22 protein-coding genes are annotated in these 26,285 nt (G+C 51.4%); 18 read left to right on the forward strand and 4 right to left on the reverse strand.

Annotation, left to right across the window (positions count from 1 at the left end):
- Positions 1–22 precede the first annotated feature (22 nt).
- The 11 genes from DC20_RS03930 to DC20_RS03980 all read left to right on the forward strand — a co-directional run bounded on the left by DC20_RS03930 (position 23) and on the right by DC20_RS03980 (position 14,138).
- Positions 23–1,141 (forward strand): NAD-dependent epimerase/dehydratase family protein, encoded by a 1,119-nt coding sequence (locus DC20_RS03930; protein WP_062542646.1) that lies wholly within the window; start codon positions 23–25, stop codon positions 1,139–1,141.
- Between the two features lie 45 nt (positions 1,142–1,186).
- The gene (locus tag DC20_RS03935; RefSeq protein ID WP_062542647.1) at positions 1,187–3,250 is read left to right on the forward strand and encodes an SDR family NAD(P)-dependent oxidoreductase; all 2,064 of its coding nucleotides are present in this window, start codon (positions 1,187–1,189) and stop codon (positions 3,248–3,250) included.
- 6 nt (positions 3,251–3,256) lie between these two features.
- Positions 3,257–4,261, forward strand: coding sequence for an MDR/zinc-dependent alcohol dehydrogenase-like family protein (locus DC20_RS03940; RefSeq protein WP_062542648.1), 1,005 nt, complete (start codon positions 3,257–3,259; stop codon positions 4,259–4,261).
- A gap of 230 nt (positions 4,262–4,491) precedes the next feature.
- A complete protein-coding gene (locus DC20_RS03945) occupies positions 4,492–5,529 on the forward strand; it encodes a Gfo/Idh/MocA family protein (RefSeq protein WP_062542649.1) in 1,038 nt (345 codons plus the stop codon).
- Complete coding sequence (locus DC20_RS03950) at positions 5,519–6,643, forward strand: glycosyltransferase (RefSeq protein ID WP_245652295.1); 1,125 nt, start codon at positions 5,519–5,521, stop codon at positions 6,641–6,643. Before DC20_RS03945 ends, DC20_RS03950 begins: the two co-directional genes overlap by 11 nt.
- A gap of 255 nt (positions 6,644–6,898) precedes the next feature.
- Positions 6,899–8,038: a CgeB family protein gene (locus tag DC20_RS03955; RefSeq protein WP_062542650.1), complete on the forward strand. Its 1,140-nt coding sequence runs from the start codon at positions 6,899–6,901 to the stop codon at positions 8,036–8,038.
- Positions 8,028–9,155: a CgeB family protein gene (locus DC20_RS03960; protein ID WP_062542651.1), complete on the forward strand. Its 1,128-nt coding sequence runs from the start codon at positions 8,028–8,030 to the stop codon at positions 9,153–9,155. Before DC20_RS03955 ends, DC20_RS03960 begins: the two co-directional genes overlap by 11 nt.
- A gap of 312 nt (positions 9,156–9,467) precedes the next feature.
- On the forward strand, positions 9,468–10,595 hold the full coding sequence (locus DC20_RS03965; protein ID WP_062542652.1) for a CgeB family protein: 1,128 nt from the start codon (positions 9,468–9,470) through the stop codon (positions 10,593–10,595).
- Positions 10,596–10,750: 155 nt separating this feature from the next.
- Entirely contained in the window at positions 10,751–11,392 is a 642-nt protein-coding gene (locus tag DC20_RS03970; RefSeq protein WP_169788154.1) for a hypothetical protein, read from the forward strand.
- A gap of 48 nt (positions 11,393–11,440) precedes the next feature.
- Positions 11,441–13,096 carry a carboxylesterase/lipase family protein gene (locus tag DC20_RS03975; protein ID WP_062542654.1) on the forward strand — a complete coding sequence of 552 codons (1,656 nt, stop codon included), beginning with the start codon at positions 11,441–11,443 and terminating at the stop codon, positions 13,094–13,096.
- Positions 13,097–13,259: 163 nt separating this feature from the next.
- Positions 13,260–14,138, forward strand: coding sequence for a 3-keto-disaccharide hydrolase (locus DC20_RS03980; protein WP_062545778.1), 879 nt, complete (start codon positions 13,260–13,262; stop codon positions 14,136–14,138).
- Positions 14,139–14,390: 252 nt separating this feature from the next.
- Here the strand turns inward: DC20_RS03980 and DC20_RS03985 are convergent, their stop codons facing one another.
- The gene (locus DC20_RS03985) at positions 14,391–15,185 is read right to left on the reverse strand and encodes a polysaccharide deacetylase family protein (protein ID WP_062542655.1); all 795 of its coding nucleotides are present in this window, start codon (positions 15,183–15,185) and stop codon (positions 14,391–14,393) included.
- 253 nt (positions 15,186–15,438) lie between these two features.
- Between DC20_RS03985 and DC20_RS03990 the strand changes: the two genes are divergently transcribed.
- The 5 genes from DC20_RS03990 to DC20_RS04010 all read left to right on the forward strand — a co-directional run bounded on the left by DC20_RS03990 (position 15,439) and on the right by DC20_RS04010 (position 20,668).
- Positions 15,439–16,254, forward strand: coding sequence for a TIGR04290 family methyltransferase (locus DC20_RS03990; protein WP_062542656.1), 816 nt, complete (start codon positions 15,439–15,441; stop codon positions 16,252–16,254).
- An 89-nt stretch (positions 16,255–16,343) separates the two neighbouring features.
- Positions 16,344–16,901 carry an NUDIX hydrolase gene (locus DC20_RS03995; protein WP_062542657.1) on the forward strand — a complete coding sequence of 186 codons (558 nt, stop codon included), beginning with the start codon at positions 16,344–16,346 and terminating at the stop codon, positions 16,899–16,901.
- Between the two features lie 151 nt (positions 16,902–17,052).
- The gene (locus DC20_RS04000; RefSeq protein ID WP_157593041.1) at positions 17,053–17,661 is read left to right on the forward strand and encodes a Pycsar system effector family protein; all 609 of its coding nucleotides are present in this window, start codon (positions 17,053–17,055) and stop codon (positions 17,659–17,661) included.
- Positions 17,662–17,888: 227 nt separating this feature from the next.
- Positions 17,889–19,226: a DUF2254 domain-containing protein gene (locus DC20_RS04005; RefSeq protein ID WP_062542659.1), complete on the forward strand. Its 1,338-nt coding sequence runs from the start codon at positions 17,889–17,891 to the stop codon at positions 19,224–19,226.
- Positions 19,205–20,668 (forward strand): glycoside hydrolase 5 family protein, encoded by a 1,464-nt coding sequence (locus DC20_RS04010; RefSeq protein ID WP_157593042.1) that lies wholly within the window; start codon positions 19,205–19,207, stop codon positions 20,666–20,668. The genes DC20_RS04005 and DC20_RS04010 overlap by 22 nt, the downstream gene beginning before the upstream one ends.
- Before the next feature lie 130 nt (positions 20,669–20,798).
- On the opposite strand, the gene DC20_RS04015 is transcribed toward DC20_RS04010, so the two are convergent.
- The 3 genes from DC20_RS04015 to DC20_RS04025 all read right to left on the reverse strand — a co-directional run bounded on the left by DC20_RS04015 (position 20,799) and on the right by DC20_RS04025 (position 23,406).
- Positions 20,799–21,083: a hypothetical protein gene (locus DC20_RS04015; RefSeq protein WP_062542660.1), complete on the reverse strand. Its 285-nt coding sequence runs from the start codon at positions 21,081–21,083 to the stop codon at positions 20,799–20,801.
- A 147-nt stretch (positions 21,084–21,230) separates the two neighbouring features.
- The gene (locus tag DC20_RS04020; RefSeq protein ID WP_062542661.1) at positions 21,231–22,556 is read right to left on the reverse strand and encodes an inositol-3-phosphate synthase; all 1,326 of its coding nucleotides are present in this window, start codon (positions 22,554–22,556) and stop codon (positions 21,231–21,233) included.
- A 247-nt stretch (positions 22,557–22,803) separates the two neighbouring features.
- Positions 22,804–23,406: a histidine phosphatase family protein gene (locus DC20_RS04025; RefSeq protein WP_071885374.1), complete on the reverse strand. Its 603-nt coding sequence runs from the start codon at positions 23,404–23,406 to the stop codon at positions 22,804–22,806.
- Between the two features lie 326 nt (positions 23,407–23,732).
- Between DC20_RS04025 and DC20_RS04030 the strand changes: the two genes are divergently transcribed.
- Entirely contained in the window at positions 23,733–24,845 is a 1,113-nt protein-coding gene (locus DC20_RS04030; protein WP_062545780.1) for a polysaccharide pyruvyl transferase family protein, read from the forward strand.
- Complete coding sequence (locus DC20_RS04035) at positions 24,842–26,230, forward strand: Coenzyme F420 hydrogenase/dehydrogenase, beta subunit C-terminal domain (RefSeq protein ID WP_062542662.1); 1,389 nt, start codon at positions 24,842–24,844, stop codon at positions 26,228–26,230. The genes DC20_RS04030 and DC20_RS04035 overlap by 4 nt, the downstream gene beginning before the upstream one ends.
- Positions 26,231–26,285: the final 55 nt, after the last annotated feature.

The following is a 26,285-nucleotide window of genomic DNA, read 5'->3' on the forward strand; positions in this document are numbered from 1 at the left end:
CTTAATACACCCACTGACAACTATGAAAAAGAAAGTCTTGATAACCGGCGGTGCAGGCTTCATTGGGTCACACCTGGCAGATGAACTAATCAACTTCGGATATGAGGTACGCGCGCTAGATAACCTTTCAGAACAAGTACACGGCAAAGACTGTGAACGCCCTGAGTACCTTCACCCCGAGGTGGAATTGCAGGTAGGCGACGTGCGCGACAAAGCGGCCGTACTAAAAGCCTTGGAGGGCGTTGACGCCGTGTTCCATTTCGCCGCTATGGTGGGTGTGGGCCAAAGCATGTATGAAATCAAGGAATATACCGATGTGAACAACATCGGCACCGCCGTTCTTTTGGAATGCCTCATTGAGAAACCGGTAAGCAAACTGGTAGTGGCATCCAGCATGAGCATCTACGGCGAAGGTTTGTATACTTCCGCCACCGGTGAAAAAGTGATTGCCGCTGAGCGTGGCCTGGAGCAACTCAAAGCTGGCGACTGGGAACTGAAAAGCGAAAAAGGTGACACCCTGACTCCGGTAGCCACGCCCGAGTCTAAGATTCCTTGCCTGTCCTCGGTGTACGCCCTTTCTAAATATGACCAGGAGCGTCTTTGCCTCATGGTGGGCCGGGCTTACAACATCCCAACCGTAGCCATGCGCTTCTTCAACGTGTACGGCACGCGTCAGGCGCTTTCTAACCCGTACACGGGTGTGCTAGCCATCTTCGCCTCACGTTTCCTGAACAACAACGCGCCTATGATCTTCGAAGACGGAAACCAGCAGCGCGATTTCGTGCACGTGCGCGATGTGGCCTTGGCGTGCCGTCTGGCCATGGAGAAAGAAGAAGCGGCCGGAATGGTGTTCAACGTAGGCAGCGGAAACAACTACACTATCAGAGAAATTGGTGAGCGTTTGGCCGAAGTGATGGGAAAACAGGAATTAACTCCCGAGATTACCGGCAAGTACCGCGTAGGCGACATCCGCCACTGCTACGCCGATATCAGCCTGGCTAAAGAGGTATTGGGCTTTTACCCACAGGTAGAATTCAACAGCGGTTTAACTGAGCTGGCCGATTGGCTGGAGGGACAGATTGCGTATGACCGCGTCAATGAGGCAAGCGCCGAGTTAGCAGCCCGGGGCTTAACGGTGTAACCCCGCGTTTCTGACCTGTTTTCCCAAAAAGAAGCTTAAAACCGTATGACAAGAATCGCCAAAACACAACCTAAACATACTCCCCTCGCCGCCCCCACCATCGGCTTGGTAGAATGGTTCCAGCCTGGTGAGCATGCCCGCGTAGAGACGGTACTGGCGGAGTTAAAGGAGTTGGGCGTCACGGAACTGCGCACCGGTATCTCCTGGGCAGATTACTTTACCCCCGAGGGCAAGGATTGGTATAACTGGCTTATCCCAACCTTAGCAAAACAGGTGCAGGTACTCCCCTGCTTTCTGTACACGCCCCCTTCTTTGGGCATTGCCCCTAAAACCTCTTCCCCACCCAGAGACCTTAAGGCGTACGCCGATTTCCTGGACCTTATCATCACTGATCTGGGGGCGCACTTTGAGTGGGTGGAGCTTTGGAACGAACCCAACAACAAAGTTGAATATGACTATACCTTAGACCAGAACTGGTTTAAGTTTGCTGAGATGATTGGCGGGGCGGCTTACTGGGCACAAAAGCGCGGCAAGAAAACCGTGCTGGGCGGCATGAGCCCCATTGATCCCAACTGGCTGCAGCTGATGTTTGACCGTGGTGTGATGCAGTACATTGATGCCGTAGGCATTCATGGGTTTCCCGATGTCTTTGACCAGCAATGGGAAGGTTGGGATACCAACATCAGCAAGGTGCGCGAAGTGCTGGACCGCAACAACTCCAAAGCCGAGCTCTGGATTACCGAGGCCGGTTTTTCTACCTGGCAGCACGATGAGTTTAAGCAGTTCCAGGAATTCCGTAAGGTGAGCAAAGCACCGGTCAACAGAGTGTTCTGGTACAGCGTGCACGACCTGGACCAGGACCGCGAAACGGTGGGCGGTTTTCACGTGGACAACCGCGAATACTCTTTCGGGTTGAAGAACGTTGACGGCTCTCCTAAACTCCTTTACAGATTATGGGCTGAAAACGGCTTGGATGGACTGGACAAGTTCTCCTTCATCCGCCGCAAAGAAAACTTCTCCGACCAGGAGCGCTATTCGGTAGTGACTGGCGGGGCTGGGTTTGTGGGCACCAACTTAGCCAAGCGACTTTTAGAGCAAGGCAAACGCGTACTTATTTTCGATAACCTTTCCCGCACCGGCGTAGAGCGCAACCTGCAGTGGCTGCACCAAAACTACGGCGACAAGCTGGAAGTGTATGTGGGCGATATCCGGGATTTGCATGCCGTGAAACGCGTCATGAAGTACGCCAATGAGGTGTATCATTTCGCGGCTCAGGTAGCGGTAACCACTTCCCTAACTGGCCCCATCCAGGACTTTGAAATCAATGCCCGTGGTGTGGTGAACGTGCTGGAAGCCATCAGAGCCCAGGACAACCCACCGCCGTTGGTGTTTACGTCCACCAATAAAGTGTACGGCGGTCTGGAAGACCTTCGCTTCATCCAAAACGGCACCCGCTACAATCCCTCAGACAAGCACATCAAAGCCAATGGTATCTCTGAGGCGCGTCCGCTGGATTTTCATAGTCCGTACGGCTGCTCCAAAGGCGCTGCTGACCAGTACGTGGTAGACTACGCCAGAACCTATGGCATTCCGGCCGTGGTGTTTAGAATGAGCTGCATCTACGGCCCGCACCAATATGGCAACGAAGACCAGGGCTGGGTGGCGCACTTCGCCATTAGAGCTATTGAGAATAAGGCCATCAGCATTTACGGCGATGGCAAGCAGGTGCGTGACATCCTGTTTGTGGAAGACCTGGTAGATGCGTTTTTGCTGGCGCAGGAGAACATGCAGGAGCTTTCGGGGCAGGCCTTCAACATTGGCGGTGGTGTGAAAAATACCACCAGTCTGCTTGAGTTGCTGGATTTGATTGGCACCTACCGCGGCAAGAAAGTGAACCTAAGCTTCGGCGACTGGCGACCCGGCGACCAGCATTACTATGTGTCTGACATCCGCAAGTTCCACGAGGCCACCGGCTGGTACCCTAAAAACAGCGTGCAGGAAGGCGTAGCCAAACTCTACCAATGGCTGTGCGAGACCAGAGGCATTGAAGTCTCTTTGAAAGCTCCCGTAGCTGTGGAACAAGAAACCGATAACGTAGCAGTAGCATAACTCATCATGCAAACCGACCTATTCCAAGAAACCCTTCCCACCACTGAAGCCACCACCATGGCGGCGGCGGTGATTACCGCTCCCAAACAAGTAGAAATTCAGGAACTGGCGCTGCCAGAACCAAGCGCCACTCAAGTCCGCATAAAGCTGGAAGGCTGCGGGCTTTGCGCATCTAATATTCCCGTGTGGGAAGGCCGCGAGTGGTTCTCCTATCCTATCCCGGCCGGTAATCCGGGCCACGAAGGCTGGGGCATCATTGACGCCGTGGGCGCTGAGGTGAAAGACCTGAACGTAGGCGACCGCGTAGCCGCCCTTTCCTATAATTCCTATGCCGCTTATGACGTAGCCGAAGCCACCTCGCTGGTGATGTTACCAAAGTCCTTGGCGGGCAAACCGTTCCCCGGCGAGCCCTTGGGTTGCGCCATGAACATCTTCAAACGCTCTGACATTAAAGCAGGCCAGACCGTCGCTATTCTGGGCATCGGGTTTCTGGGAGCTTTACTCGTACAATTAGCCAAAGAGGCGGGCGCCAGGGTTATTGCCATCTCCCAGCGTCCGTTCTCTCTGGACATTGCCCAGCAATGCGGCGCCGATGAAATCATCCCGATGGATGACCACTACAAAATCATTGAGCGCGTGAAAGACCTCACCGAAGGCGTTTTCTGTGACCGTGTGATTGAGTGCACCGGCAAAGAATGGCCCTTGAACCTAGCTGGCGAACTGTGCAAAGAGCGTGGCCGCCTCATCATTGCCGGCTTCCACCAGGACGGCATGCGCCAGGTGAACATACAGCTTTGGAACTGGCGCGGCCTGGACGTGATCAACGCTCACGAACGCGACCCGCAGATGTACTTAGATGGTATCAAAGAAGCGGTAGAAGCTGTGGAAAGCGGCCGTTTGAAACCCGAGATGCTCTACACCCATACCTTCCCACTGGAGAAAATGGACGAGGCCTTCGCCGCCTTGACCGTTCGCCCGGACGGTTTCATGAAGGCGATTGTGACGATGTGAATCTCGCATTAATGATTCGTACGGACAGGTCGCGACCTGTCCTACCCGTTTCCCTACGCGGTGAACCACTCTTCATAGCAATGGGCAACGGGTATTCCTTTGAACAACCGTTTAGGACAGGTCGCGACCTGTCCCTACAACCACAACAACCCGTTTCCCACCTCTTTTTTATAAAACAGGTGGGAAACCTTTTGCTTCTACAAAGAAGCTCAACCGAATCCTTTACTCTAATGACTGAAGATACTTTACTAGAACCTACTCCAGAAGCAACTGCTTCTGCTTCAGATACCTTGAAACTCGGCTTTCTAGGCATCGGCTGGATTGGCCGTAACCGCATGGAAGCCATCGCCAATGCGGGCCTAGCCGAGGTAACCGCTGTGGTAGACCCGGCACCGCAAAACGTGGAGGAAGCGCAGAGAACTGCTCCTGCCGCCAAAGTGGGGGAAAGCATTGAAGATTTACTAACCGAAGATATAGACGGCGTTGTCATCGCTACGCCAAGCGCCTTCCATGCCGACCAATCTATCCAAGCTTTAGAGAGTGGAAAAGCCGTTTTCTGCCAAAAGCCATTAGGCAGATTTGCCGAGGAAACCAGACGCGTAGTGGAAGCAGCCCGCAAAGCTGATACGCTCTTAGGCGTGGACCTCTCCTACCGCAGCACCGTGGCCATGCGCAAAGTCTACGACCTGGTAAAATCCGGCGAACTGGGCGACATCTACGGCGTGGAACTGGTATTCCATAACGCGTATGGTCCTGACAAACCCTGGTTCTACGACCCCAAGCTTTCTGGCGGTGGCTGTGTGATTGACCTAGGCGTGCACCTGGTGGATTTGGCGCTTTGGACCCTCAACTTCCCAGTCGTGGAAAGCGTGACCAGCAGCTTGTTCTCCAAAGGCCAACGCCTGACCTCTTCAGCAGAAACCGTAGAGGACTACGCTACTGCCAGCATACAATTAGCCACTGGTCCGCACGTGCAATTGAGCTGTTCCTGGAACTTGCCCGCCGGGCAGGAAGCCATCATAAGTGCCACGTTCTACGGTACCAACGGCGGCGCGGCTTTCAAAAACGTGAACGGCTCTTTCTATGATTTCGTGGCCGAACGGTTCTGGGGCACTCAAACCGAGATCCTCGTTTCCCCGCCGGATACCTGGGGCGGACGAGCCGGGGTAGAGTGGGCGCAGCGCGTCGCCAAAGGCGAAAAATTTAACGAAGAAGCCGAGCAGTTTGTGAAAGTAGCAGAAGTACTGGACAAAATTTATGGTAGATAAACCGCATCGGCGCGTACTTATGACCACCGACAGCGTGGGTGGAGTCTGGACCTACAGTCTGGAGCTCATCCGTGCGTTGGCGCCGCATAACGTACACTTTTACCTCGCCACCATGGGTGCCGCCATCACCCTGCAACAACGGCAGGAATTGGTAGCCCTCACCAACGTGACGGTGTACGAAAGTGAATACCAGCTGGAATGGATGGATAACCCCTGGGCTGAAGTAGATCAGGCCGGCGAGTGGCTCCTGGAACTAAGCGAACAGCTCAATCCAGACCTCATCCACCTGAACAACTTCTGCCATGGCCAACTGCCCTGGAACAAGCCGGTGCTCATGGTCATTCATTCGTGCGTGCAGACTTGGTGGCGTGCCCTGAAAAGCGAAAATGCACCTTCAAACTGGAACACCTATTTTGAACGTGTGCGCGACGGGTTACACGCCGCTGATTTGGTGATAGCGCCTACCCAAGCCATGTTGGAAGAAGCCACTGCCGTTTATGGGCAGTTTACCAAAAAGAAGGTCATCAACAACGGTAGAGACCCCCATGCCTTTCACTTCGGGCAGAAGGAGCCGTTTATCTTCAGCATGGGACGCGTGTGGGATGAAGCCAAGAATATTGCCCTGCTCACCCAGGTAGCCGACCAGGTTTCCTGGCCTATATACATTGCTGGCGATGCCGTGCATCCATCCACTGGTGACAACAAGCTGTTCAAGAACGTCCATTTCCTAGGCAAGCTCTCGCAACGCGAAGTAGCTGATTGGCTTTCCCGCGCTTCGTTGTACGTGCTGCCTGCCATGTATGAGCCGTTCGGCCTGTCTATTCTGGAAGCCGCATTTTCGGGTTGTGCGTTAGTGTTAGGCAAGATTAACAGCTTGAAAGAAATATGGGGCACCTCCGCGGAATACGTGAACACCAATGACGCCTACGGGCTTGCCACCATCCTCCAAAAACTGATCAAAGATGAATTCCTGCGCAACATCATGGCTTGCCGGGCGGTGAAAAAAGCACAGGACTATACCACAGAACTTATGGCCCAGGAGTACCTGCAAGCTTATGCTTCATTACCAAAACGCGAGGCGGTAATTGCGCCTGATCCAGTGGAGACGTTGTAAGGTTTCGCTTTAAAAAAACGGTATGGTTCAAGTCTGTGACTTGGACCTAAAATGACCTGAAGTTTGCAACTTCAGTGAGGCGACAGCCTCAAGACACACCTGCTGTTCAAATGAATTGCTGAAAAGCATAAGGTATACGGCAGTTACAAACTGCCATCATTGTAGGTCCAAGTCACAGACTTGAACCATAGAATAAAAAGAAAAATAGAAGTCTAGTTTCTAACATCTAGTTACTAGCATCAAACCTACAGAACTATGAAACTGGTTTTATTTTACCACTCCCTCCTCTCAGACTGGAACCACGGCAATGCTCACTTCCTGCGCGGCATTGTGCAGGAACTCAAGAGCCGCGGCCATGACGTGCAGGTCTATGAACCTAAAGACGGCTGGAGCCTCAGCAACCTCATCTCGCAATACGGCGAGGAGAAGATTGAGGAACTCCACCAATATTACCCGGGCCTGGACACCAACTTCTACGAGCTGGACACGCTCAATTTAGATGAGGTGCTGGCAGGTGCAGATTTGGTGCTAGTGCACGAATGGAACGACCATGACCTAGTGCGTTTGGTGGGCGAACATAGAAGCAAAAACAACTATCGGCTGCTCTTCCATGACACGCACCACCGTGCCGTGACCGAGCGCGAGAGCATGGCGGCTTACGACCTCAGCCACTATGACGGCGTACTGGCCTTCGGGAATGTCATCAAAGAATTGTACCTGAACGAAGGTTGGACGAAGAAAGCCTGGACCTGGCACGAAGCCGCCGATACCCGTATTTTCTATCCGCGTACCGCTACCGAGAAAGAAGGCGATTTAGTTTGGATTGGCAACTGGGGCGACGAAGAACGTACTGCCGAACTACACGAATTCCTGCTGAACCCGGTGAAAGAACTGGGCCTGAAAGCCAAAGTATACGGCGTTCGGTACCCAGACCACGCTATTAAATCGCTGGCCGAGGCCGGTATTGAATACGGTGAGTGGCTGCCCAACTACAAAGCACCAGAGGTATTTGCCAAGTACAAAGTGACCGTGCACGTGCCGCGCAGGCCGTACGTAGAGGCTTTGCCGGGTATCCCCACCATCCGTCCGTTTGAGGCGCTGGCTTGCAGCATTCCGTTGATTACCGCGCCATGGGAAGATGCCGAACACCTATTCACGCCTGGCCAAGATTTCCTGGTCGCCAAAAACGGTGAGGAAATGAAAAAACATCTACAAACTGTGTTGCAAGACCAACGGTTCACTCAAGACATGGTCGCCGACGGCCTGCGCACCATTAACCGCAGGCACTCCTGCTCGCACCGCGTGAACGAGTTGGAGGAGATCTGCGAAGAACTCGGCATCGCGCCCGAAAAAATCTATCCATCTTCAAAATCCCCTGTGACCCATGCAGAATAAAAAGCTCAACATCGCCTTCTTCGGCTCTAGTCTGGTTTCCGCGTACTGGAACGGTGCCGCCACCTACTACCGCGGCATCGTGCGGGCGCTGCATAACCGTGGCCACCAAGTGACTTTCTATGAACCCGATGCCTATCAGCGCCAGGAAAACCGCGACATTCCGGACCCCGAGTACGCCAAAGTAGTGGTGTATCCGGCCACCCAGGAAGCCGTGTACCAGATGCTGGAAGACGCGGCGTCCGCCGATGTGGTGGTTAAAGCCAGCGGCGTAGGCGTCTTTGACGAACTCTTGGAAGCTGAGGTGCTGAAACTACAAAGCCAGAACTGCCTCGTCATTTTCTGGGACGTGGACGCACCCGCCACCTTGGACCGTGTAGAAAACGACCCCGCCGACCCGTTTAGAGCCCATGTTCCGCAATATGACCTTATTCTGACCTACGGCGGCGGCGACCCGGTCATCAATGCCTACGCGAAATTAGTTGCCAAAAAATGCGTTCCGATTTACAACGCCTTGGACACTGCCACCCACTACCCAGTAGCCCCTGAAGAGCGATTCCAATGCGACCTCGCCTTCTTAGGAAACCGCCTGCCTGACCGTGAAGCCCGCGTAGAGCAGTTCTTTCTGGACGTAGCCACCAAATTACCAGAGCAGCAGTTCATCATTGGCGGCAGTGGCTGGGGCGACAAACCCATGAGCGCGAATGTGAACTACATCGGCCACGTGTATACCAAAGAGCACAACGCCTTCAACTGCACGCCCAAAGCCGTCCTGAACATCAGCCGCGAGAGCATGGCTCGCTACGGCTTCTCGCCCGCCACCCGCGTGTTCGAGGCCGCCGGTGCCAGTGCCTGCATCATCACTGATTACTGGGAAGGCATCGACTTCTTCTTCGAGCCAGAAACCGAGATTTTGGTAGCCAAAGACGGTGCCGAAGTAGCCGAATTGCTACAAGGTTTAACACCAGAACGCGCCAAAGCCATCGGCGAAGCTGCTTATAAAAAAGTCTTGGCCCAACACACCTACGGCCACCGCGCCGATGAACTGGAGCAGTTGCTCTTAACTACACCACGCACTGCCACAGCCGCCCCTTCTTCGGCAGACGCCTTTGTGTCTTAATGAATTTTCCGTTCTGGGGCTGTTTTCAAAAATCAACCCCAGAACGGAAAATAGATGAATCGCTGGCGCGAGCTTGCAGCTCGTGTCCGCACGTATGGCAAATTAACTTTTTGTCATCCTGAAAGGACCTTGTGAGCAAACGGCAATGGTGTATCTCAAACACTTTCCTAGTTTGCCTACAAGATTCTTCCAAGATGACAAGAGTGTGTGAATCGAATATCACCAAGGATGCGTGCGGACACGAGCTGCAAGCTCGCGCCAGCGAATAAATAAAAGTCTAGCATCTAACATCTAGATACTAACATCTTCCACATGAGTCAAAAACCGTTGAACATAGTCATCTTGGGTTTGTCTATTACCTCCAGTTGGGGCAATGGACATGCCACTACGTTTAGAGGCCTAGTGCGCGAGTTGCGCAACCGCGGCCACCACATCCTGTTCCTGGAGCGCGACGTACCGTGGTACGCCTCTAACCGTGATTTACCTAACCCGGAATATTGCCAAACCGAGTTGTACCAGTCACTGGAAGATCTACAGGCCCGCTTTGCGGAACAGGTGCGAGATGCTGATTTCGTGCTGGTGGGCTCATACGTACCCGAAGGCGTGACTGTGGGTGAATGGGCTATCCAGACCGCTAAAGGCGTGACCGGCTTCTATGACATTGATACCCCGGTGACTTTGGCCAAACTGGCCCGCGAAGACTACGAGTACCTGCACCCGCGCCTCATACCGCAATACGACATGTACTTGTCATTTACCGGCGGCCCTACGCTTGAGAAACTGGAAAAAGAGTTCGGTTCGCCCATGGCCCGGCCGCTGTACTGCTCGTTTGACCCGGAACTGTACTTCCCTGAGCCGCAGGAAGAGAAAGTGTGGGACTTAGGGTATTTAGGCACGTACTCCGATGACCGTCAGCCGCCGCTGGAGAAACTGATGCTGGATGCTGCCCGCGAGTGGCCCATCGGCTCCTTCGTGGTGGCTGGTCCGCAGTACCCGGATTCCATTCAGTGGCCGGAGAACTGTGAGTACATCCACCACCTGCCGCCTGCCGAGCACCGCAAGTTCTACAACCGCCAGCGCTTCACCCAAAACATTACCCGCGCCGATATGATCAAGGCCGGCTACTCGCCCAGCGTGCGCCTCTTTGAAGCCGCCGCTTGCGGGACGCCCATCATTTCGGATTACTGGGACGGATTGAACGAGCTGTTTGAATTCGGGAAAGAGATCTTGGTCTCCTACTCCGCGGAGGACACATTGAACTTTCTGATCCATTTACCAGAAAACGATCGCACCTCAATCGCCGAACGCACCCGCCAGAAGGTTTTAACTTATCATACCGCCGCCCACCGGGCCCAAGAGTTGGAAAGCTACATCTTGGAAGTCCTGAGTTCTGAGTCTAAAGCCCTGAAGGAAAAAAAGGAATTAGAGTTAGGAAGTTAGTTTTACTTCAAGCTACGTGACTATCGTTTTCGGCCTGTTTTGAAAAAAGCAGGCCGAAATTGTTTTATGAAGTTAGCTAGTCCAAGTAAAGATGCTTGGCTTGCCCATAAACTGGATTCGCTTATCTTTAGCACATTTCTTTTTGCCTCTATTATATGAAAAGAATGAAACCATTGTTTAGAAAGCAAATAGCATTGTCGCTTTTAGTTACAGTTGTTTTATGTTCTTGCCACAATAATGAAGTAAGGAAAGACAATTCCGCTAATAATGCACAAAGGGTAGTTGCTCTACCCGAATCTGATTCTACTAATTATAGTTTCAAAAATGACTTAAAAACGATAAAGGAATCAGCGGATACAAATTCAAGAAAGAAACTCATCTCTATTCCAAAATTTGAGGTTGAGGTACGGTTAAGTAATGCAGCCGAAAAGAAGCTAAAGGAGGATGGTGAAACTATAATTGTAGGAGCCGATTTCTCTGGAATTCCAAAAGATACGTCTTCAGATTACTATCAACATCTTGGCTGGATTGAAGTTGCAGATGTTAGAAAAGAACTTAAGCATTCTAGACTTGCTACATTTGATAATTTGAAAATCCCTAAAGCAATCTTAGACTCTCTAGCTGAAAAAGATTTTGAAGTAAATGTCTTTGTTATTAGCGGAAGAATATCCAGTCAAAACAATATCTTAGATTCTGACTTTATCAGTACAAGGATAAGCGAAATCGGAGGTAGCAGAATTATTGTTAAAGGAAAATTGATAGAAGAATTGGATGTTATTGACAGTATAACAAATTAGGTCTTGTTGTAAATTATTACATAATTCATAGAAAACTAAATACAGGACATGAACAACCGCATTCCTAAACTTTTATCCTTGCTACTGCTCGCCTTATTTTTAGCACCGGTAGCTAACGCCCAAACTAAAAAATCAACTTCTTCCACTTCTACCAACCAGGTTAAAACTGTTAACGGCGTGCTGGAAGGCACCTTAGAGAAAAGCGGCGTTCGCTCCTTCAAAGGCGTGCCGTTTGCCGCGCCACCAGTGGGCAATCTGCGCTGGCGGGAGCCGCAGCCGGTGAAGAACTGGCAGGGTGTTCGCAAGGCAACCCAATTTGGCCCGAGGGCGATGCAGTTGCCGGTGTTTGGTGATATGAATTTCCGGAGCAACGGCATGAGCGAAGACTGCCTATACCTGAATGTCTGGACGCCAGCCAAGACCGGGAAAGAAAAGCTGCCCGTGCTGGTGTACTTCTATGGCGGTGGCTTTATTGCCGGCGATGGTTCTGAGCCGCGCTACGATGGCGAGAGCATGGCTACCAAAGGCATTGTCGCCATTACCGTAAACTACCGCCTGGGCGTGTTCGGGTTCATGGCGCACCCAGAAATCACCAAGGAATCTCCGCACAAAGCTTCGGGCAACTACGGATACCTGGACCAAGCAGCGGCTTTGCGTTGGGTAAAGGCGAACATTGCTGCTTTTGGCGGTGACCCTAACAAAGTAACCATTGCCGGAGAATCGGCGGGTTCCATCTCGGTGAGTGCGCAGATGGCGTCTCCCTTATCTAAAAACCTGATTGCGGGGGCTATTGGTGAAAGCGGTGCCTTGGTCAACTCCAGTTTGGGCCCTATTCCGTTAGCGGAGGCTGAGCAGAATGGAGTAAAATTCGCTTCCAGTATTGGGGCTCCTTCTTTGGCGCAACTGCGGGCCATGAACGCCACCCAACTGCTGAACGAGGTCGGCAAACCAGGCGTACCCCGTTTCTCAGCGAACATAGACGGCTACTTCTTCCCCAAATCGCCTGCCGCGGTCTTTGCCGCCGGTGAGCAGGCGAAGGTGCCCTTACTTGCAGGCTGGAACTCACAGGAAATGGACTACAAAGCGATCTTGGGACAGGAAGCACCCACCAAAGAAAACTTCACCAAGGCCGTGCAACGACTATATGGCGAACGCGCCGAAGAAGTGCTGAAGCAATATGCTGCCACTACTGATGAAGAAGTGCTGCAAGCCGCTACTGATTTGGCCGGTGACCGTTTCATTTCTTACAGCACCTGGAAATGGATTGACTTGCACGCCAAGACCAGCGGCAAACCGGTGTACCGCTACCTGTACTCCCGTCCCAGACCAGAGATGGTACCCGAGATGGGCAATGCTTCCGCTGGCCTGGCAGGAGGCGTGGTAAAAGACGCCAACGCGACTAAAGCTCCGCCCGCCCGGGGCGCCGTCCACTCCGCCGAGATTGAGTACGCCATGGGCAACCTGGCCACAAACAAAGTCTTCGCCTGGACGCCTGAGGACTATAAGGTCTCTAAAGTGATGCAGGACTACTTCGCCAACTTCATCAAAACCGGCAACCCCAACGGAGCAGGTTTGCCCAAGTGGCCTACCGTTACGCCAAACAACACAGTGCAATACCTGAACATTGACGTAAACACCCGCGCTGAAACGGAGAAAAACCGCGGACGCTACCTGTTGCAGGATGAGCTAAACACGAAGAAATAATTTTCAAACGCAATCATAGAAACAAATAAGGTCCTCTGCCAGAAAACAGCTTTTCTTAAGCTTCTTCTTCGGCAGAGGGCTTTCTCTTTTTATGCTTACTTTAGGCCAGATTTCTGAAAACCACTCCAGAAACACTAACCGAAACTCATCCCCCTTCCACCCTATGAAAACAAAATTTACGCTTGGGTTCTTTGCCTGTCTGCTCACCTGCCTTAGTTTGTCTTCCTTCTTCGTGAAAAAAGAGTGGACGCCGCTGCTGGACAAGAACCTCTCACAGTGGGAAACTTACCTGAGCTACCGGCATAAACTGGGCTACAATGGCAAGGTACCGGTAGATGCCCAAGGGAAAGAAATAGCGCCCATAGGCTACAACCAGAAAGGCCAGACGGTATTCACGTTTATGGAGGAGAAAGGCGAACCAATGCTGAAGGTAAGCGGTGAAGTGTACGGCTGTGTGTACACCAAGCAAGACTACGAGAACTACCACCTGAAACTGAAATACAAATGGGGCCAGAACAAGTTTGAGCCTAGAAAAGACTTGTTGAAAGACTCGGGGGTGCTGTACCACTCCATCGGGAAGTCCGGTGTGGATTACTGGCGCGCCTGGATGCTCTCACAGGAATTCCAGATCATGGAGGGCCACACCGGTGATTACTGGAGCATCGCGAACTCCGCCATTGATATTAGGGCGTTTCTCCCCGAGGGCATGATGAACTCGGTAGCAGATGCCAAGCAGCCGTTCCTGAGCTTCGGCCGGGGCTCCGGCAGAGACGGCTTGTGCCTCCGCAGCGAAAACAAAGAAAGCAAGAACGGGGAGTGGACCGAGATTGAACTAATTTGCTTCAAGGGCAAAAGCCTGCATATTGTCAACGGTCAGGTGGTGATGGTGCTGCAAAACTCCCGCTACGTAGAAAACGACAAAACCATTCCGCTCACCAAAGGCAAAATCCAGATCCAAAGTGAAGCCGCCGAGGTGTACTACAAAGACATTTTAATCAAAGAACTAGACGAGATGCCGAAACAGTATGCGGCGTATTTTTAAAGTAACTTATATGTTCATTCATAATGGAGAATCACTCCCTACTGTCATCCTGAAAGGACCTTGTGGGCGAACTAAATAAGTGTTGTAGTAAGCGACATTACCGTTCGCTCACAAGATCTTTACAAGATGGCAAAAAGAGGGGGACTTCATAAATAGAGTAGAATATATAAATACAAAAAGCCCCTGTGCTTTCAGCTTGTATTCTCAAAAACAAGCTGAAAGCACAGGGGCTTTTTACAACTACAAGCCTAATTACTTCTTCGCCGAAGCAGTCGTTTTCATGTGTTTGGCCGCTTCTATGAACGTGGTGGTCCAGATGTCTTTCTCGTTCTTTTTCAAAAACTGAAGCAGTTTCCGGTGGGCCTCCAAAGATACGTTCAGGGAATGCTCCCCGCCTACGCCGTGGAACAGGAACACAATCATGCTGTTGGTTTCCATAGCCTTCTTCACCATGGCAATGAGTTCATCGCCGGTTTGGCCATTGATCATGAAGGAGCCTACGTTATAGAGGTCTGTGGTTGGTTTGTTTTGCACGTAAACACCTTGCACGCCGCGGGCGGCCACCAGTTCTCCTTTTATACCGTCTACGTAAGACACGCCCGCTACCTTGGTATCGCCGCATGGATAGGCGAAGGTGCGCTCTTTTTTGCCGTCTAATGCTTCCAGAGCAGCGTTTGTCATTTTGATTTCATCAGTGATGCGGCGCACTGAGTACGTGGCCAGGTCATAGTCGGCGGTGACAAAGCTGCGGCCGGGTTGGCTGCCGTCACAGGGGTGGAACAAAGTATGGTTAGCGAGTTCGTGCTTGTTGGCAGCGACTTTCTTCCACTCGGGTAAACGTTTGGTGAACGGGCCGGCCGCGGCGGTCAGGTAGAAAGTGCCCTTCAATTTAAGGGAGTCCAGGGCCGGTACTACCTTGTCCAGGTGCACATTCAGGGCATCGTCATAGGTGAGCACCACGGCACACTTCTTCTTGTTCCAGTCTTGCGCGAAGACGGATACACTCACCAAACAGAACAGAAAAGTCAGAGTCTTTTTAAGAGTCATTTTGTATTTCTAAAGGCTATAGCGATAAAGACAAGTTTGCTTCAAGTTACACCATCTCTGGTAGAATCAGAACATTTACCACCTGATTTTCAGAAAACAGCCTTCAAACAAGTCTCACTCCTGTTTTGCTTAGCTTGTAAATCCAAAATGACAGAATGCTTTATCTACTCAATCAGCATCATAAACATATAACTTTTACTATCCTGTTTTCCGTAAAAGCGGTTGAATTCACCTTCTAACCCAAGCAACACATATGGACCTAACACAGGAAATAGCACAACTAAGCCCCTGGTTTCATAACCTGCACCTCCCCGATGGCACCCAGACTGCCCCCAATCATTCCTTAGGCGATTTCCCGTCTTTTAAGTGGGAACACATCAAAGATTATATCCCGCAGGACTTGAATGGCTGGCGCGTGCTAGACGTAGGCTGCAACGCAGGTTTCTACACCATGGAATTGGCCAAACGAGGAGCTTCGGTGCTGGGCATTGATGTGGACCCACACTATCTGCGGCAAGCCGCCTGGGTAGCCGAGAAGTTTGGGTTAGACGACAAGGTGGAGTTCCGGCAAATGCAGGTCTATGACGTGGCCCACTTACAGGAAACGTTTGATCTGATCTGGTACATGGGCGTGATGTATCACCTGCGCTACCCATTGCTGTCCTTAGATATTCTTTCGCAGAAAACCACCCGTATGATGGTGTTCCAAACCCTGACTATGCCGGGTGAAGAAGTTGCTAAGATCCCGAATGATATTGATTTCAACGAGCGTGAGGTGATGCTGGAAGAAGGCTACCCTAAAATGGCCTTCATTGAAAACAAACTGGCCGGCGATGTCACCAATTGGTGGGCGCCCAACCACGCCTGTATTGAAGCCATGCTGCGCTCCTGCGGCCTCAAAGTCACCCAGAAACCCGACCATGAAATCTACGTCTGCGAGCCAGACCCCAACAACAAAAACAGTACCCACACCTGGAACAGTTCTGAACTGCTCTCGGCCACCGGACAAGCATGGCAAGAGGCCGTAGCCGCTAAAGTGGAAGGCAAAAACCGCACCCTCACCCGCTAGTACCCGCTAAGAAAGTATGCTCGATTTTGGCCGCTTTTCAGGAAAAGCGGCCAAAATCGAGCATCTTTGTTTTTTATTAGCTTAAAACCATGTCAACCCCACGCCCCTGGCGATTGCTTCGCTCCCAGATTGCTTACCAACACAAGTGGTACACCTTACGCCGAGATGAGGTAGAATTGCCCAACGGCCACGTAGTAGATGATTTCTTTGTCAGCGAACGCCCCGATGGTGCGTACGTCTTCCCGGTAACCGAACAGAACGAAGTCATCTTTGTGCGCCAATACAAACACGCTGCCCAGAAAATCTTCTTAGAATTGCCGGCCGGCTCTTTCTTCCCCACCCAGGAAAAAGCCGAAGATGCCGCTACCCGCGAGTTACTGGAAGAAACCGGTGCCGTCCTCACCCAGGAGCTTACCCAACTGGCGGTCCTGCACGACAATCCGGCCAAGGACACCAACCGGCTGCACCTGTTTCTGGCGCAGAATGTACGTATAGAGCAGGCACAGATTTTAGATGTAACTGAAGACATTGAAGTAGTGCGGGTACCCCTTGACCAGGTACTAAGCAAGGTATTGAACGGTGAAATCTGCGTGTCAGGTTCTGTGGCGTTGTGCTTCTTGGCCTTGCGGCATCTTGGGGCCATGTAAGCCGTAATACCAAAAACGCCCTCAAAACGGTCCTCAGAAAGAAATAAGAGCCAGACCTCAACCACAAGACCAAAACTAAGTATAGGGAATGTAATGGCAGAAGAACCGTACAAGGGACTTCTGCCCTACCTTTATATTATGTATCCCTACTATGCTTAAAGACAGCAGCACAATGGCTGAAGTGAACGAGGGACATCTCCCTGACGAAAAGAAGAAAAAGAAGGACAAACTTGACAAGTCATCGCGGGGTGTGGAGACCATGTTCCGGATCACGGCGGCAAACCAAATGCGGCTGAGTGACATGGCCGATAATAAAGCCCATATTCTGCTCACCATCAACTCCATCATTGTTTCCATCCTGCTTTCAGTGCTGTTCAGAAAACTGGACACCGAACCAGAACTGCTTGTGCCGGCCATCCTTTTTCTGCTTACTTCCTTGAGCACCATGGTGCAAGCCATTCTGGTGACCATGCCCCGCATCAAGAAAGACCGACCTACGCACGAAGACCCAGCTACCGATAAGGTTAACCTCATGTTCTTCGGGGATTACCACAGCATGAGCTTGCTGGAGTACGAGGCCGGTATTACTGAGATGATGTCTAATTCCAAGAGTTTGTATGGCAGCATGATCAAAGACAATTACCACCTGGGTTTGGTGCTGCAGAAAAAGTACACCAGCCTGCGCTTTGCCTACATCTTCTTTATGGTGGGTTTTGTGATCTCGGTCTTTTCGTTTGTGGTAACTGAGTTGTTATTCTAGGCAGAAGCACTTTTTCATAACTATCTTCAAGCCAAACTATTCCGCACAACCTCTACTAAGAAAGGCAGGAGATTTCTCTCTCATTCCATGCCTGGTTTTATGAAAACGAGGCCAAAGCCCAGGTTCATCTAAACAGTACAGCCTGCATTTACAGTATTTATTCATCATCCCTGCAGATTTGCTTTTCGTTTTAGGCTTGCAAGGCGTACCGCCCGTTTGTGACCTCTATGAATAAACTTTACAAGAGATTCTCCCAGATTTACCTTTCTGTTACCAGTAGTATTGCGCTTTGGCCCTCAGTCATTGCCTTGGGTTTTCTTTTGCTCGGGTTTTTCACCCTTTACTTTGAGCGTACCTTTTCGGCCGTTTACCTGGAGAAAAACTTCTTATTTCCCCTGAACAGTGAGCCAGAGAATGCCCGCCTGGTATTGAACACTATCGCCTCCGGCACCATCTCTTTAATGGTGTTCAGCTTCTCAATGGTGATGATTGTCTTGAGCCAGGCCACCTCCAACCTCACTCCCAGGGTAATTCCGGGCCTTATCTCAGATAAGATGAACCAGTTGGTGCTGGGAGTTTACATAGGCACCATCCTGTACACGCTCATTATTATTCTAAGCTTTAAACCTGGCGAGGATAACAACAGTGTTCCCATGCTGGGTATCCTGGTGGCAGTGGTCCTGTCCATTATCTGTATTGGCCTCTTCGTGTTCTTTATTCACTCCATTTCCAGAGCCATAAAACCAGATACCATCTTAACGCGCATCTACACCCAGACCAAAGACGCGCTACAAAAGGAGGTGCAGAAAACCAAAGAGAATGAAGTATTGAAAAATCAAAAAGAACCTCTACACTGGATAGAGTTGCCCAGTAAAGAAGGAGGCTACCTGCGGCAGATAGAACTGGAGGCCTTAAACAAAATAGCGAAAAGAGAAGACCTCATGATTGAGGTTCCTATTCAAATCGGGAAGTTTGTGGTGCCTGGTTTGCCTTTCCTGCGCTTAAATAAAGACCTGCAGGGGAATGACACCCTACGGGATGAAATCCAGGATTGCTTTATCTTCTCTCTGGAGGAGGTAGTGGCCTCAAATTTTGAGAACGGTTTGCGGCAGATTAGTGAGGTGGCGGTAAAAGCCTTGAGCCCCGGCATCAATGACCCAGGCACGGCGCTTAGTGCCATTGACTTTCTCACTTTGCTTTTTCTACAGAGAATGCAAAGTATTACGGCTAACTGCCTCCTAGATGAACACCAGCAGTTGCGGATCATCAAACGCCCTACTCCTTTAAATGAACTACTATACCGCTTTCTTACCCCCATCAGGACCTATGGCACGGCAGACGTAATGGTGGTCCGCAAGCTGCTCATGTGTCTCCAGCACCTGTTCTATGCTGACAAAGAAGCCCGGCAACATACAGCAATATTCATCAAGCAAGTGAACGTCATCAGAGACGACGCAGATCAAAACATCAAAAACCCAGAAGACCGCCATGAAATCAATCTGGTACTGGCGGGCATTCAAGAGAATATATCCAGCCCCGAAACATGTATCAAGCTGCTACCTTAAAACCCGCTTCCGTTTCTAAAATTTCGTCCTTACCTGCTATCCCCTCTCTGCCCTGGATACAGGTGGCCCCAGATGCCCCGTATTTTATCACGGAAGACGGACAGCCCTGGACCCCAATAGGCCAGAACGATGCCATTACCTGGCCCGAGCTGGAAGGCTTGTTTAGAAGAAAGAACCTACAAGCTGTAGAAGATTACCTGGCCTACCTTTCGCAGCACGGTATCACGTGCCTCCGGCTCATGCTGGAGTACGCGCAAGTGCAGCACCGCTATTTTGAGAAACCGGCGGGTACGTTTAACCCCAGAATGGTTCAGCTCTGGGATGATTTGTTTGCCCTCTGCGCCAAGTATGGCTTGCGCATTCTGCTCACACCCTATGATACCTTCTGGATGTGGATCAAGTGGAAAAACCACCCTTACAACAAAAGCCTGGGTGGCCCTTGCGCGGGGCGCGGTCAATGGCTCTTGTGCCGAGATACCATGGAAGCTATCAAGGCCCGACTCACGTTTGTGGTGGAACGCTGGGGTGGCAGCGGTGTACTCTTTGCCTGGGATCTCTGGAACGAAATGCACCCGGCACACATGGGCAACAGCTCAGCCAATTTTTCAGCAGCAGCTACTGAGCTAAGCGAACACGTGCGTAACTTGGAATTGCGCCTCTATGGCCGTTCGCACCCGCAGACAGTGTCCATATTCGGACCAATTCTGCACACCCACCCAGACACCGCCGATACTATTTTCCGGCACCCGTTGCTTGATTTTGCCAGCACCCACTTCTACGATGCCAAGACCATTGACTACCCCAAAAACACGGTAGACTCAGCCATTAAGGTTGGAGAACTGGTACGCGAAGCCCTGGAACACGCTCCCGAGAACCGTCCGTTCTTTGACAGCGAACACGGTCCCATTCACCTGTTCAAAGACAAGAAGCATACTTTAGCCCCGGAGTTTGACGATGAATATTTCCGGCACATCCAGTGGGCGCACCTGGCCTCTGGTGCAGCTGGGGGTGGGATGCGCTGGCCCAACCGTCATCCGCACACCTTAACCCCAGGCATGCGCGTGGCCCAGAAGAACATGACTGGGTTTCTGGAGCTGATCGACTGGTCAACATTCAAGCGGAAGAACCTGAACCAGGAAATTAAGGTCTCGCAGCCCTCCTTCTCCGTTTTTGGCTGCGCCGATGGACAGCAAGCAGTGGTGTGGCTCTTACGCAAAGACGCGCTTTACCAACGCAAACGCCTCATGAACCCTACTGCAACTCCTCTCTCTGTAGAAGTACAGGTCCCCGGCATACAGGACGGCCGCTACCAGATTACCACCTGGAACACGTTAGAAGGCAATATGCGGGAGCAGTTTGAGATAGAAGTACAGAATGGCAGTTGCAGCTTTACTGTGCCGGAAGTACGCACTGATGTAGCGATAGCGGTGGTAAAGAAATGATTCTCCCCTTGAGGGAAGAATCTGCGTTTTGCAGCGCTATTTTGTAGCAATAAATTACCTGAGTTGTTCAGCAGGAGTATTCACCCCCCTACCCCCTTCAAAGGGGGACGGAATGCGTGTTATATGTGACTCACAAAAACGCCTGAACCAACTGTTCCCACTCTTCCTGCAACGTGCTGGTTGGCCTTGTTTTGCCGGCGCGTCTGTACCAATAGTCTGCGTTCCAGAGGTCGCCTTCTTTTCGGTGGAAGTAGGCGTGAATCCAAGCGGCGTTATGGTCAGGGAGGTCCTGGATGAGTTCATGTCCTTTTCCCCAGTTTCCGTGGGCATCATACCACAGGGCTTGTAGGTAAACAGAGGCATCTGCTGGAGGTGTAGCGGCAGAAACGCTTTGCTGGAAAGCTGCAAAATCCATAGAATTTCTTAAAACAGGTTAATGGAATATTAGGCTGTTTTGGCAGGAAGCGGCTGACTGCTCCTGAAAGCAGACGTCCCTTGTTTCTAAGCTGAATGTAGGAAATCAACTTAAAAACAAAGGACGTTTTTTATGCAACTGGTACTGTTACATGGTCTCTATCAAGTCCTGGTAGTAATCCATGCCCAGGTGCGTGATCAGGTCTTCGCCCATCATGTGACGTAGGGTGTTTTGCAGTTTGATCAACTGCTTGAAGATGTCGTGCTCTGGGTTGAGACCTTCGGCGGTTTGCGGAGACTTGAAGTAGAACGACAGCCACTCCTGAATACCAGACATTCCGGCTCTCTTTGCCAGGTCACCAAACAAGGCCAGATCTAATACCAGCGGGGCTGCTAAGATAGAGTCACGGCACAAGAAGTTGATCTTGATCTGCATCTGGTAGCCCAACCACCCGAAGATGTCAATGTTATCCCAGCTTTCTTTGTTGTCACCGTGCGGAGGGTAATAGTTGATGCGTACTTTATGGTAGATGTCGCCATATAATTCTGGGTTCATCTCGGGCTGCAGAATGTCTTCCAAGACGCTCAGTTTAGAGACTTCTTTGGTTTTGAAGTTGTCTGGGTCATCCAGCACCAGACCGTCGCGGTTACCCAAGATATTGGAGGAAAACCAGCCTTTCACGCCCAGGGCTCTGGCTTGCAGACCAGGGGCCAGAATGGTTTTCATCAGGGTTTGACCCGTCTTGAAATCTTTGCCCCCAATTGGAGTTTCAGTTTGTCTAGCCAATTCCAGGAGGGCCGGAATATCACAGGTTAAGTTGGGGGCTCCATTCATGAACGGCACGCCCAACTTAATGGCCGCGTAGGCATAAATCATAGATGGCGCAATTGCCGGATTATTGTTTTGCAAGCCTTCCTCAAACGCAGCAAGGGTTTCGTGCACGGCAGAGGACTCAATGTATTTCTCAGTAGAACCGCACCACACCATCACCAGGCGGGCACAGTCATTGGCTTCCTTGAAGTTCTCAATGTCATCCATCAGAGCCTTGGCCAGATCAGCTTTGGTAGCGGCCTCTTTGATGTGGTCACCGTCCAGGTTGGCGATGTATGCCTTGTCAAATACCGCTTTCATGGGCTTGATGGCTTCCAATTCGGCTTTCACGGCGTGCAGCATCATCGGCTCAATCACCTTGGCTTTCATGGCCGCTTCAAACACGTTGTCTGAGTACACATCCCATCCGCCGAAGACAATATCATTCAGGTGGGCAAGCGGAACAAAGTCTTTGATTTTAGGATGGCGGTTCTCGGTACGCTTTCCTAACCGGATGTTGCCCATCTGGGTTAAGGAACCAACCGGCTGCGCCAGCTCTTTTTTAACGGCTTCTACCCCGGCAATCAGCGTGGTAGCGACCGCGCCTAGTCCAGGCATCAACAAACCTAATTTTCCTTCTGCTTTTTGTACGACATTATGCATGTAACACGAGTTTATGGGTGGGGAATGATGATTGTTTTTCTCAGTAATGAATCCTAAGAAAGGTTTTAGTAAATAGGTAACAGGTAAGAAGAAGGCTTTCAATGGCAGGCTCAACTGTAAAGCAAAACCATCAGAATACCTTTGTTTTAGGGCTTCTTTTCATAAAATGGTCGTAAAATCCGGGATTTACAACCTTCTTGAAAGCTTCTACTCACCTCAGGTAAACCGCATTACTCTTTTTTTGCGCCTAAGGTTGTAATTCGCCAGTGTCATTTATTAGAAGAATCCGAGCCGTTTCTTCGTATACTTCAATTATGCTCACGCTGGCCGGACTGATCTCCAGGCGCTGAAACATATCCAGCGGAATGCCGGCGTAATAAGCCACGGCCGCTTTAATCAAATCTGAGTGGCTCACCACGGCCACGGTTTCGTGCGGATGTTTGGCGCACAGTTTCTGTAAACCGGCCATAAAACGGGCCTGCGCCTCCAGCATCATCTCACCACCCGGGATGCGGGTGAAGCTTCTGAAGGTGTTAAAGCGTTGGAATTCTGCGTTGCCGGACAACTCTTCGAAGACAAGATTCGTCCAGTCGCCAAAGTTTAACTCTAGAAAAGCCTCGTCTATGCTGGTCTGGAGCCCTTGCGCCTGAGCCAGAAAGTCGGCGGTTTGCCTGGTTCGCTCCAGTGGGCTACTGTATATAGCGGAGATAGGCAGATGGGAAAGCCGCTGGGCCAATTGCCGGGCCTGAGCTTCTCCTTCTTCGTTTAAAAGGACACCCGGCGTACGGCCAGAAAGACGCTTGCCCACCGAGTTGGTAGTAGCGTGACGGATCAGTAAAAGTTTGGTCATGAAGCTGATTTGTAGACACAGGTGTTTTCTTCCTGTTTTAAGCAAAGTAGCACTAAAAGAGAGAATGCCGTGTCTTTAAACGGCTCAGGGGTAAAACCGTTCTGCTGTTATGATTTTGCCAATAAGTAGCCTCTGCTTGGCCTTTCCGGTTATCTCGCTAGTAAAATGACCTTATTAATGATTTTAGAGGATCTATATATAACCTAAACTAAAAATCAGCCGTTCGCATGAATCAGCAGGACACCTGCTTTCAGCATTATCCCCTCTTCTGGCTACTCCTTCAACTAAGGCACTGGGCAGAAGCACAACACAAACTCAGAAAAGCATTGGAGAATACGAGAAACAAACCTGTTTTAAAGATTGGAGTCTTAACCTTTCACCGCTGTATCAATTATGGAAGCTACTGGCAGGCGCGCTGTCTGGCCGAGGGTTTACAAGCGCGCGGCCATGAGGCCGTGATCCTGGACCACGACTCACGCCGGGTGAACCTGGTAGAATGGAAATGCGCGTTTCAGCCGGTATTGCCAACGCCGGTTCCAGCCTCAGACCGTCCGCTGTACCGCACGAAAATCCGGAAGTTTTTTGACGTGTTTGACACCTTGCCGCTTTCGCCCCGTTTTGAGCTGGACAACCCAGAAGAGATGGAGGAATACGATGTGGTAGTGGTGGGCAGCGATGAAGTCTGGAACATGTCGCACCCGTGGTACGGCCGTTGCCCCATTTTTTACGGCGATGGCGTGAAAGCGCAACACCTCATTTCGTACGCAGCCAGTTTCGGAAATTATGACGCCTCCTGGGGTCTGGAGCAAGACTGGGCCGAGAAACTTCGGAACAACTTTGACGCTATCTCGGTACGCGATGCTAACTCACAGACCATTATCCAGAACGCCCTCGGGTTTGAGCCCGAAATGGTGCTGGACCCCTGTCTGCAGTTCCCCATCACGCCTGATGAAAGAGACCATGAAATCCTGAATAGACGGTACGTAGCCGTATACGGCCATAACTTCACTGAGTCTTTCGCCCGCGAAATCCGGCAGTACGCTGACAGCCAGAACCTGCCGCTCATCAGCTTCGGATACCGCAACGACTGGGCCGACGAGCAATGGATCACCACCGATCCGCATGATTTTGCGCATTTCATGGCTAAAGCCGAGGCGGTGGCTACCAACTTCTTCCACGGTTGCGTGTTTGCCTTACGCAACGCCAAGCCGTTTGTGTGTGAGTCCTCGCCGTACCGGAGGCATAAACTGCAAGGCCTAATGGCCAAGATTGGCGGCGAGAAACATTTGCTTCCGGAAGGCACGCCTTCCACAATTTACAAAACCCTGTTAAGCGAAACATTGAACCCGGGTATCCTGCAGAAGATTGACCAGTTGCGCCAAACTTCCAACGCGTACCTTGACCGGGCCCTGGTGTTAACTCAAGTGCAAGCAGTATGAAGGAATTGGTAAGCCCCCGTGATATTGTTACATCTGGTTTGTGCATTGGCTGCGGCAGTTGCGTGGCCCAGGCCAATCGGCCAGACACCCGCATGGACTTTGACGGGTATGGACAGCTGAAGCCGAAGGGAGACCCGCAGTGGTTTAAAACCAAATCGGAAAGCTTTTCCAGAACCTGCCCGTTCTCGCCCAAAGCCAAGAATGAAGACTATTTAGCCGCGAACCTCTACCCTACTGCCCCGGTGGTGGATGCTGCGCTGGGAAGGTTCCAAACCGCTTACGTAGGCCACGTAGCCGAAGAAGACTTCCGGATGCAGGGCAGCTCCGGCGGCATGGTTACCTGGGTAGCCACCGAGCTGATGCGCCAAGGGTTGATTGACGGCGTGGCCCACGTCATTGCCACGGAAGACCCGCAGGAAGACGGCCGTTTTTTCAAGTACCGCATCGCGCGTACCGAGGCCGAGATCCGCGAGGGAGCTAAGTCGCGGTACTACCCTATTGAGCTGTCAGAGGTGCTCTCATTGGTGAAAGAGGTACCCGGCCGCTATGCCGTGGTGGGGATTCCGTGCTTTATCAAGGCCGTGCAGTTGCTGCGCGAAGAAGACCCCATCATCCGGGAACGCATTCAGTACACCCTCGGGCTTTTCTGCGGACACATGAAGAGCGCCCGCTTTGTGGAAAGCTTTGCCTGGCAGCTGAACGTGCCGGTAGACCAGGTAGATAAGGTAGATTACCGCCAGAAAGACCCTAGCCGCCCAGCCAACTGGTACACCGCCAAACTTACCCTAAAAGACGGCCAAATTGTGAACCGTGACTGGTGGCACCTCGCGGACGGTGATTGGGGCGCCGGTTTCTACATGAACTCGGCCTGCAACTACTGCGATGACGTAGTGGCGGAGACGTCAGATATCTCCTTCGGCGATGCCTGGGTAGAGCCGTATTCCTCTGATGGGCGCGGCACCAATGTGGTGGTGGTCCGTTCGCCTTTGGTAGACAAACTGGTGGCCAATGCCATCCAGGAAGGTAGGCTGCAATTAGAGACCGTAGATGCCAAATTTATAGAGCAAACGCAGGCCGCCGGTTTTCGCCAACGCCGCGAAGGGTTGGCCTACCGCCTGACCTGGAGCCGTAGCGGCGTCACACCCTGCAAACGCGTTACCCCTGATGACAAAACCCCTACCCGCCAGCGCAAACTCATCTACCGGATGCGTTATCATATCTCGGCGGGCAGCCACAAGATGGCTAAACTAGCGCACCAATTAAATGCGCCCAAACTGTACATCAACTGGGCCCGCATTGCGCTCGCCTCTTACCATGGATTTGCCTACCATCAAGGCAATTTTACTGAGATCAAGAATCGGTATAAACAGCTAAAAGGCCAATAAAAAAGCGGAGGGAAAACCCTCCGCTTTTTTATTGGCCTTTTGCAAAAATGGGTTT

This window comes from Rufibacter tibetensis, assembly GCF_001310085.1.
GTDB lineage: Bacteria > Bacteroidota > Bacteroidia > Cytophagales > Hymenobacteraceae > Nibribacter > Nibribacter tibetensis.

Excerpts from the sequence above, each read along its gene's own strand:
- DC20_RS03950 (WP_245652295.1), top strand. The coding sequence starts at position 5,519 with ATGGTAGATAAACCGCATCGGCGCGTACTTATGACCACCGACAGCGTG.
- DC20_RS03980 (WP_062545778.1), top strand. The coding sequence starts at position 13,260 with ATGAAAACAAAATTTACGCTTGGGTTCTTTGCCTGTCTGCTCACCTGC.
- DC20_RS03970 (WP_169788154.1), top strand. The coding sequence starts at position 10,751 with ATGAAAAGAATGAAACCATTGTTTAGAAAGCAAATAGCATTGTCGCTT.
- DC20_RS04005 (WP_062542659.1), top strand. The coding sequence starts at position 17,889 with ATGAATAAACTTTACAAGAGATTCTCCCAGATTTACCTTTCTGTTACC.
- DC20_RS03930 (WP_062542646.1), top strand. The coding sequence starts at position 23 with ATGAAAAAGAAAGTCTTGATAACCGGCGGTGCAGGCTTCATTGGGTCA.
- DC20_RS03990 (WP_062542656.1), top strand. The coding sequence starts at position 15,439 with ATGGACCTAACACAGGAAATAGCACAACTAAGCCCCTGGTTTCATAAC.
- DC20_RS03940 (WP_062542648.1), top strand. The coding sequence starts at position 3,257 with ATGCAAACCGACCTATTCCAAGAAACCCTTCCCACCACTGAAGCCACC.
- DC20_RS04035 (WP_062542662.1), top strand. The coding sequence starts at position 24,842 with ATGAAGGAATTGGTAAGCCCCCGTGATATTGTTACATCTGGTTTGTGC.
- DC20_RS03975 (WP_062542654.1), top strand. The coding sequence starts at position 11,441 with ATGAACAACCGCATTCCTAAACTTTTATCCTTGCTACTGCTCGCCTTA.
- DC20_RS03965 (WP_062542652.1), top strand. The coding sequence starts at position 9,468 with ATGAGTCAAAAACCGTTGAACATAGTCATCTTGGGTTTGTCTATTACC.
- DC20_RS03945 (WP_062542649.1), top strand. The coding sequence starts at position 4,492 with ATGACTGAAGATACTTTACTAGAACCTACTCCAGAAGCAACTGCTTCT.
- DC20_RS03935 (WP_062542647.1), top strand. The coding sequence starts at position 1,187 with ATGACAAGAATCGCCAAAACACAACCTAAACATACTCCCCTCGCCGCC.
- DC20_RS04010 (WP_157593042.1), top strand. The coding sequence starts at position 19,205 with ATGTATCAAGCTGCTACCTTAAAACCCGCTTCCGTTTCTAAAATTTCG.
- DC20_RS03960 (WP_062542651.1), top strand. The coding sequence starts at position 8,028 with ATGCAGAATAAAAAGCTCAACATCGCCTTCTTCGGCTCTAGTCTGGTT.
- DC20_RS04000 (WP_157593041.1), top strand. The coding sequence starts at position 17,053 with ATGCTTAAAGACAGCAGCACAATGGCTGAAGTGAACGAGGGACATCTC.
- DC20_RS03995 (WP_062542657.1), top strand. The coding sequence starts at position 16,344 with ATGTCAACCCCACGCCCCTGGCGATTGCTTCGCTCCCAGATTGCTTAC.
- DC20_RS04015 (WP_062542660.1), bottom strand. The coding sequence starts at position 21,083 with ATGGATTTTGCAGCTTTCCAGCAAAGCGTTTCTGCCGCTACACCTCCA.
- DC20_RS03955 (WP_062542650.1), top strand. The coding sequence starts at position 6,899 with ATGAAACTGGTTTTATTTTACCACTCCCTCCTCTCAGACTGGAACCAC.
- DC20_RS03985 (WP_062542655.1), bottom strand. The coding sequence starts at position 15,185 with ATGACTCTTAAAAAGACTCTGACTTTTCTGTTCTGTTTGGTGAGTGTA.
- DC20_RS04025 (WP_071885374.1), bottom strand. The coding sequence starts at position 23,406 with ATGACCAAACTTTTACTGATCCGTCACGCTACTACCAACTCGGTGGGC.
- DC20_RS04020 (WP_062542661.1), bottom strand. The coding sequence starts at position 22,556 with ATGCATAATGTCGTACAAAAAGCAGAAGGAAAATTAGGTTTGTTGATG.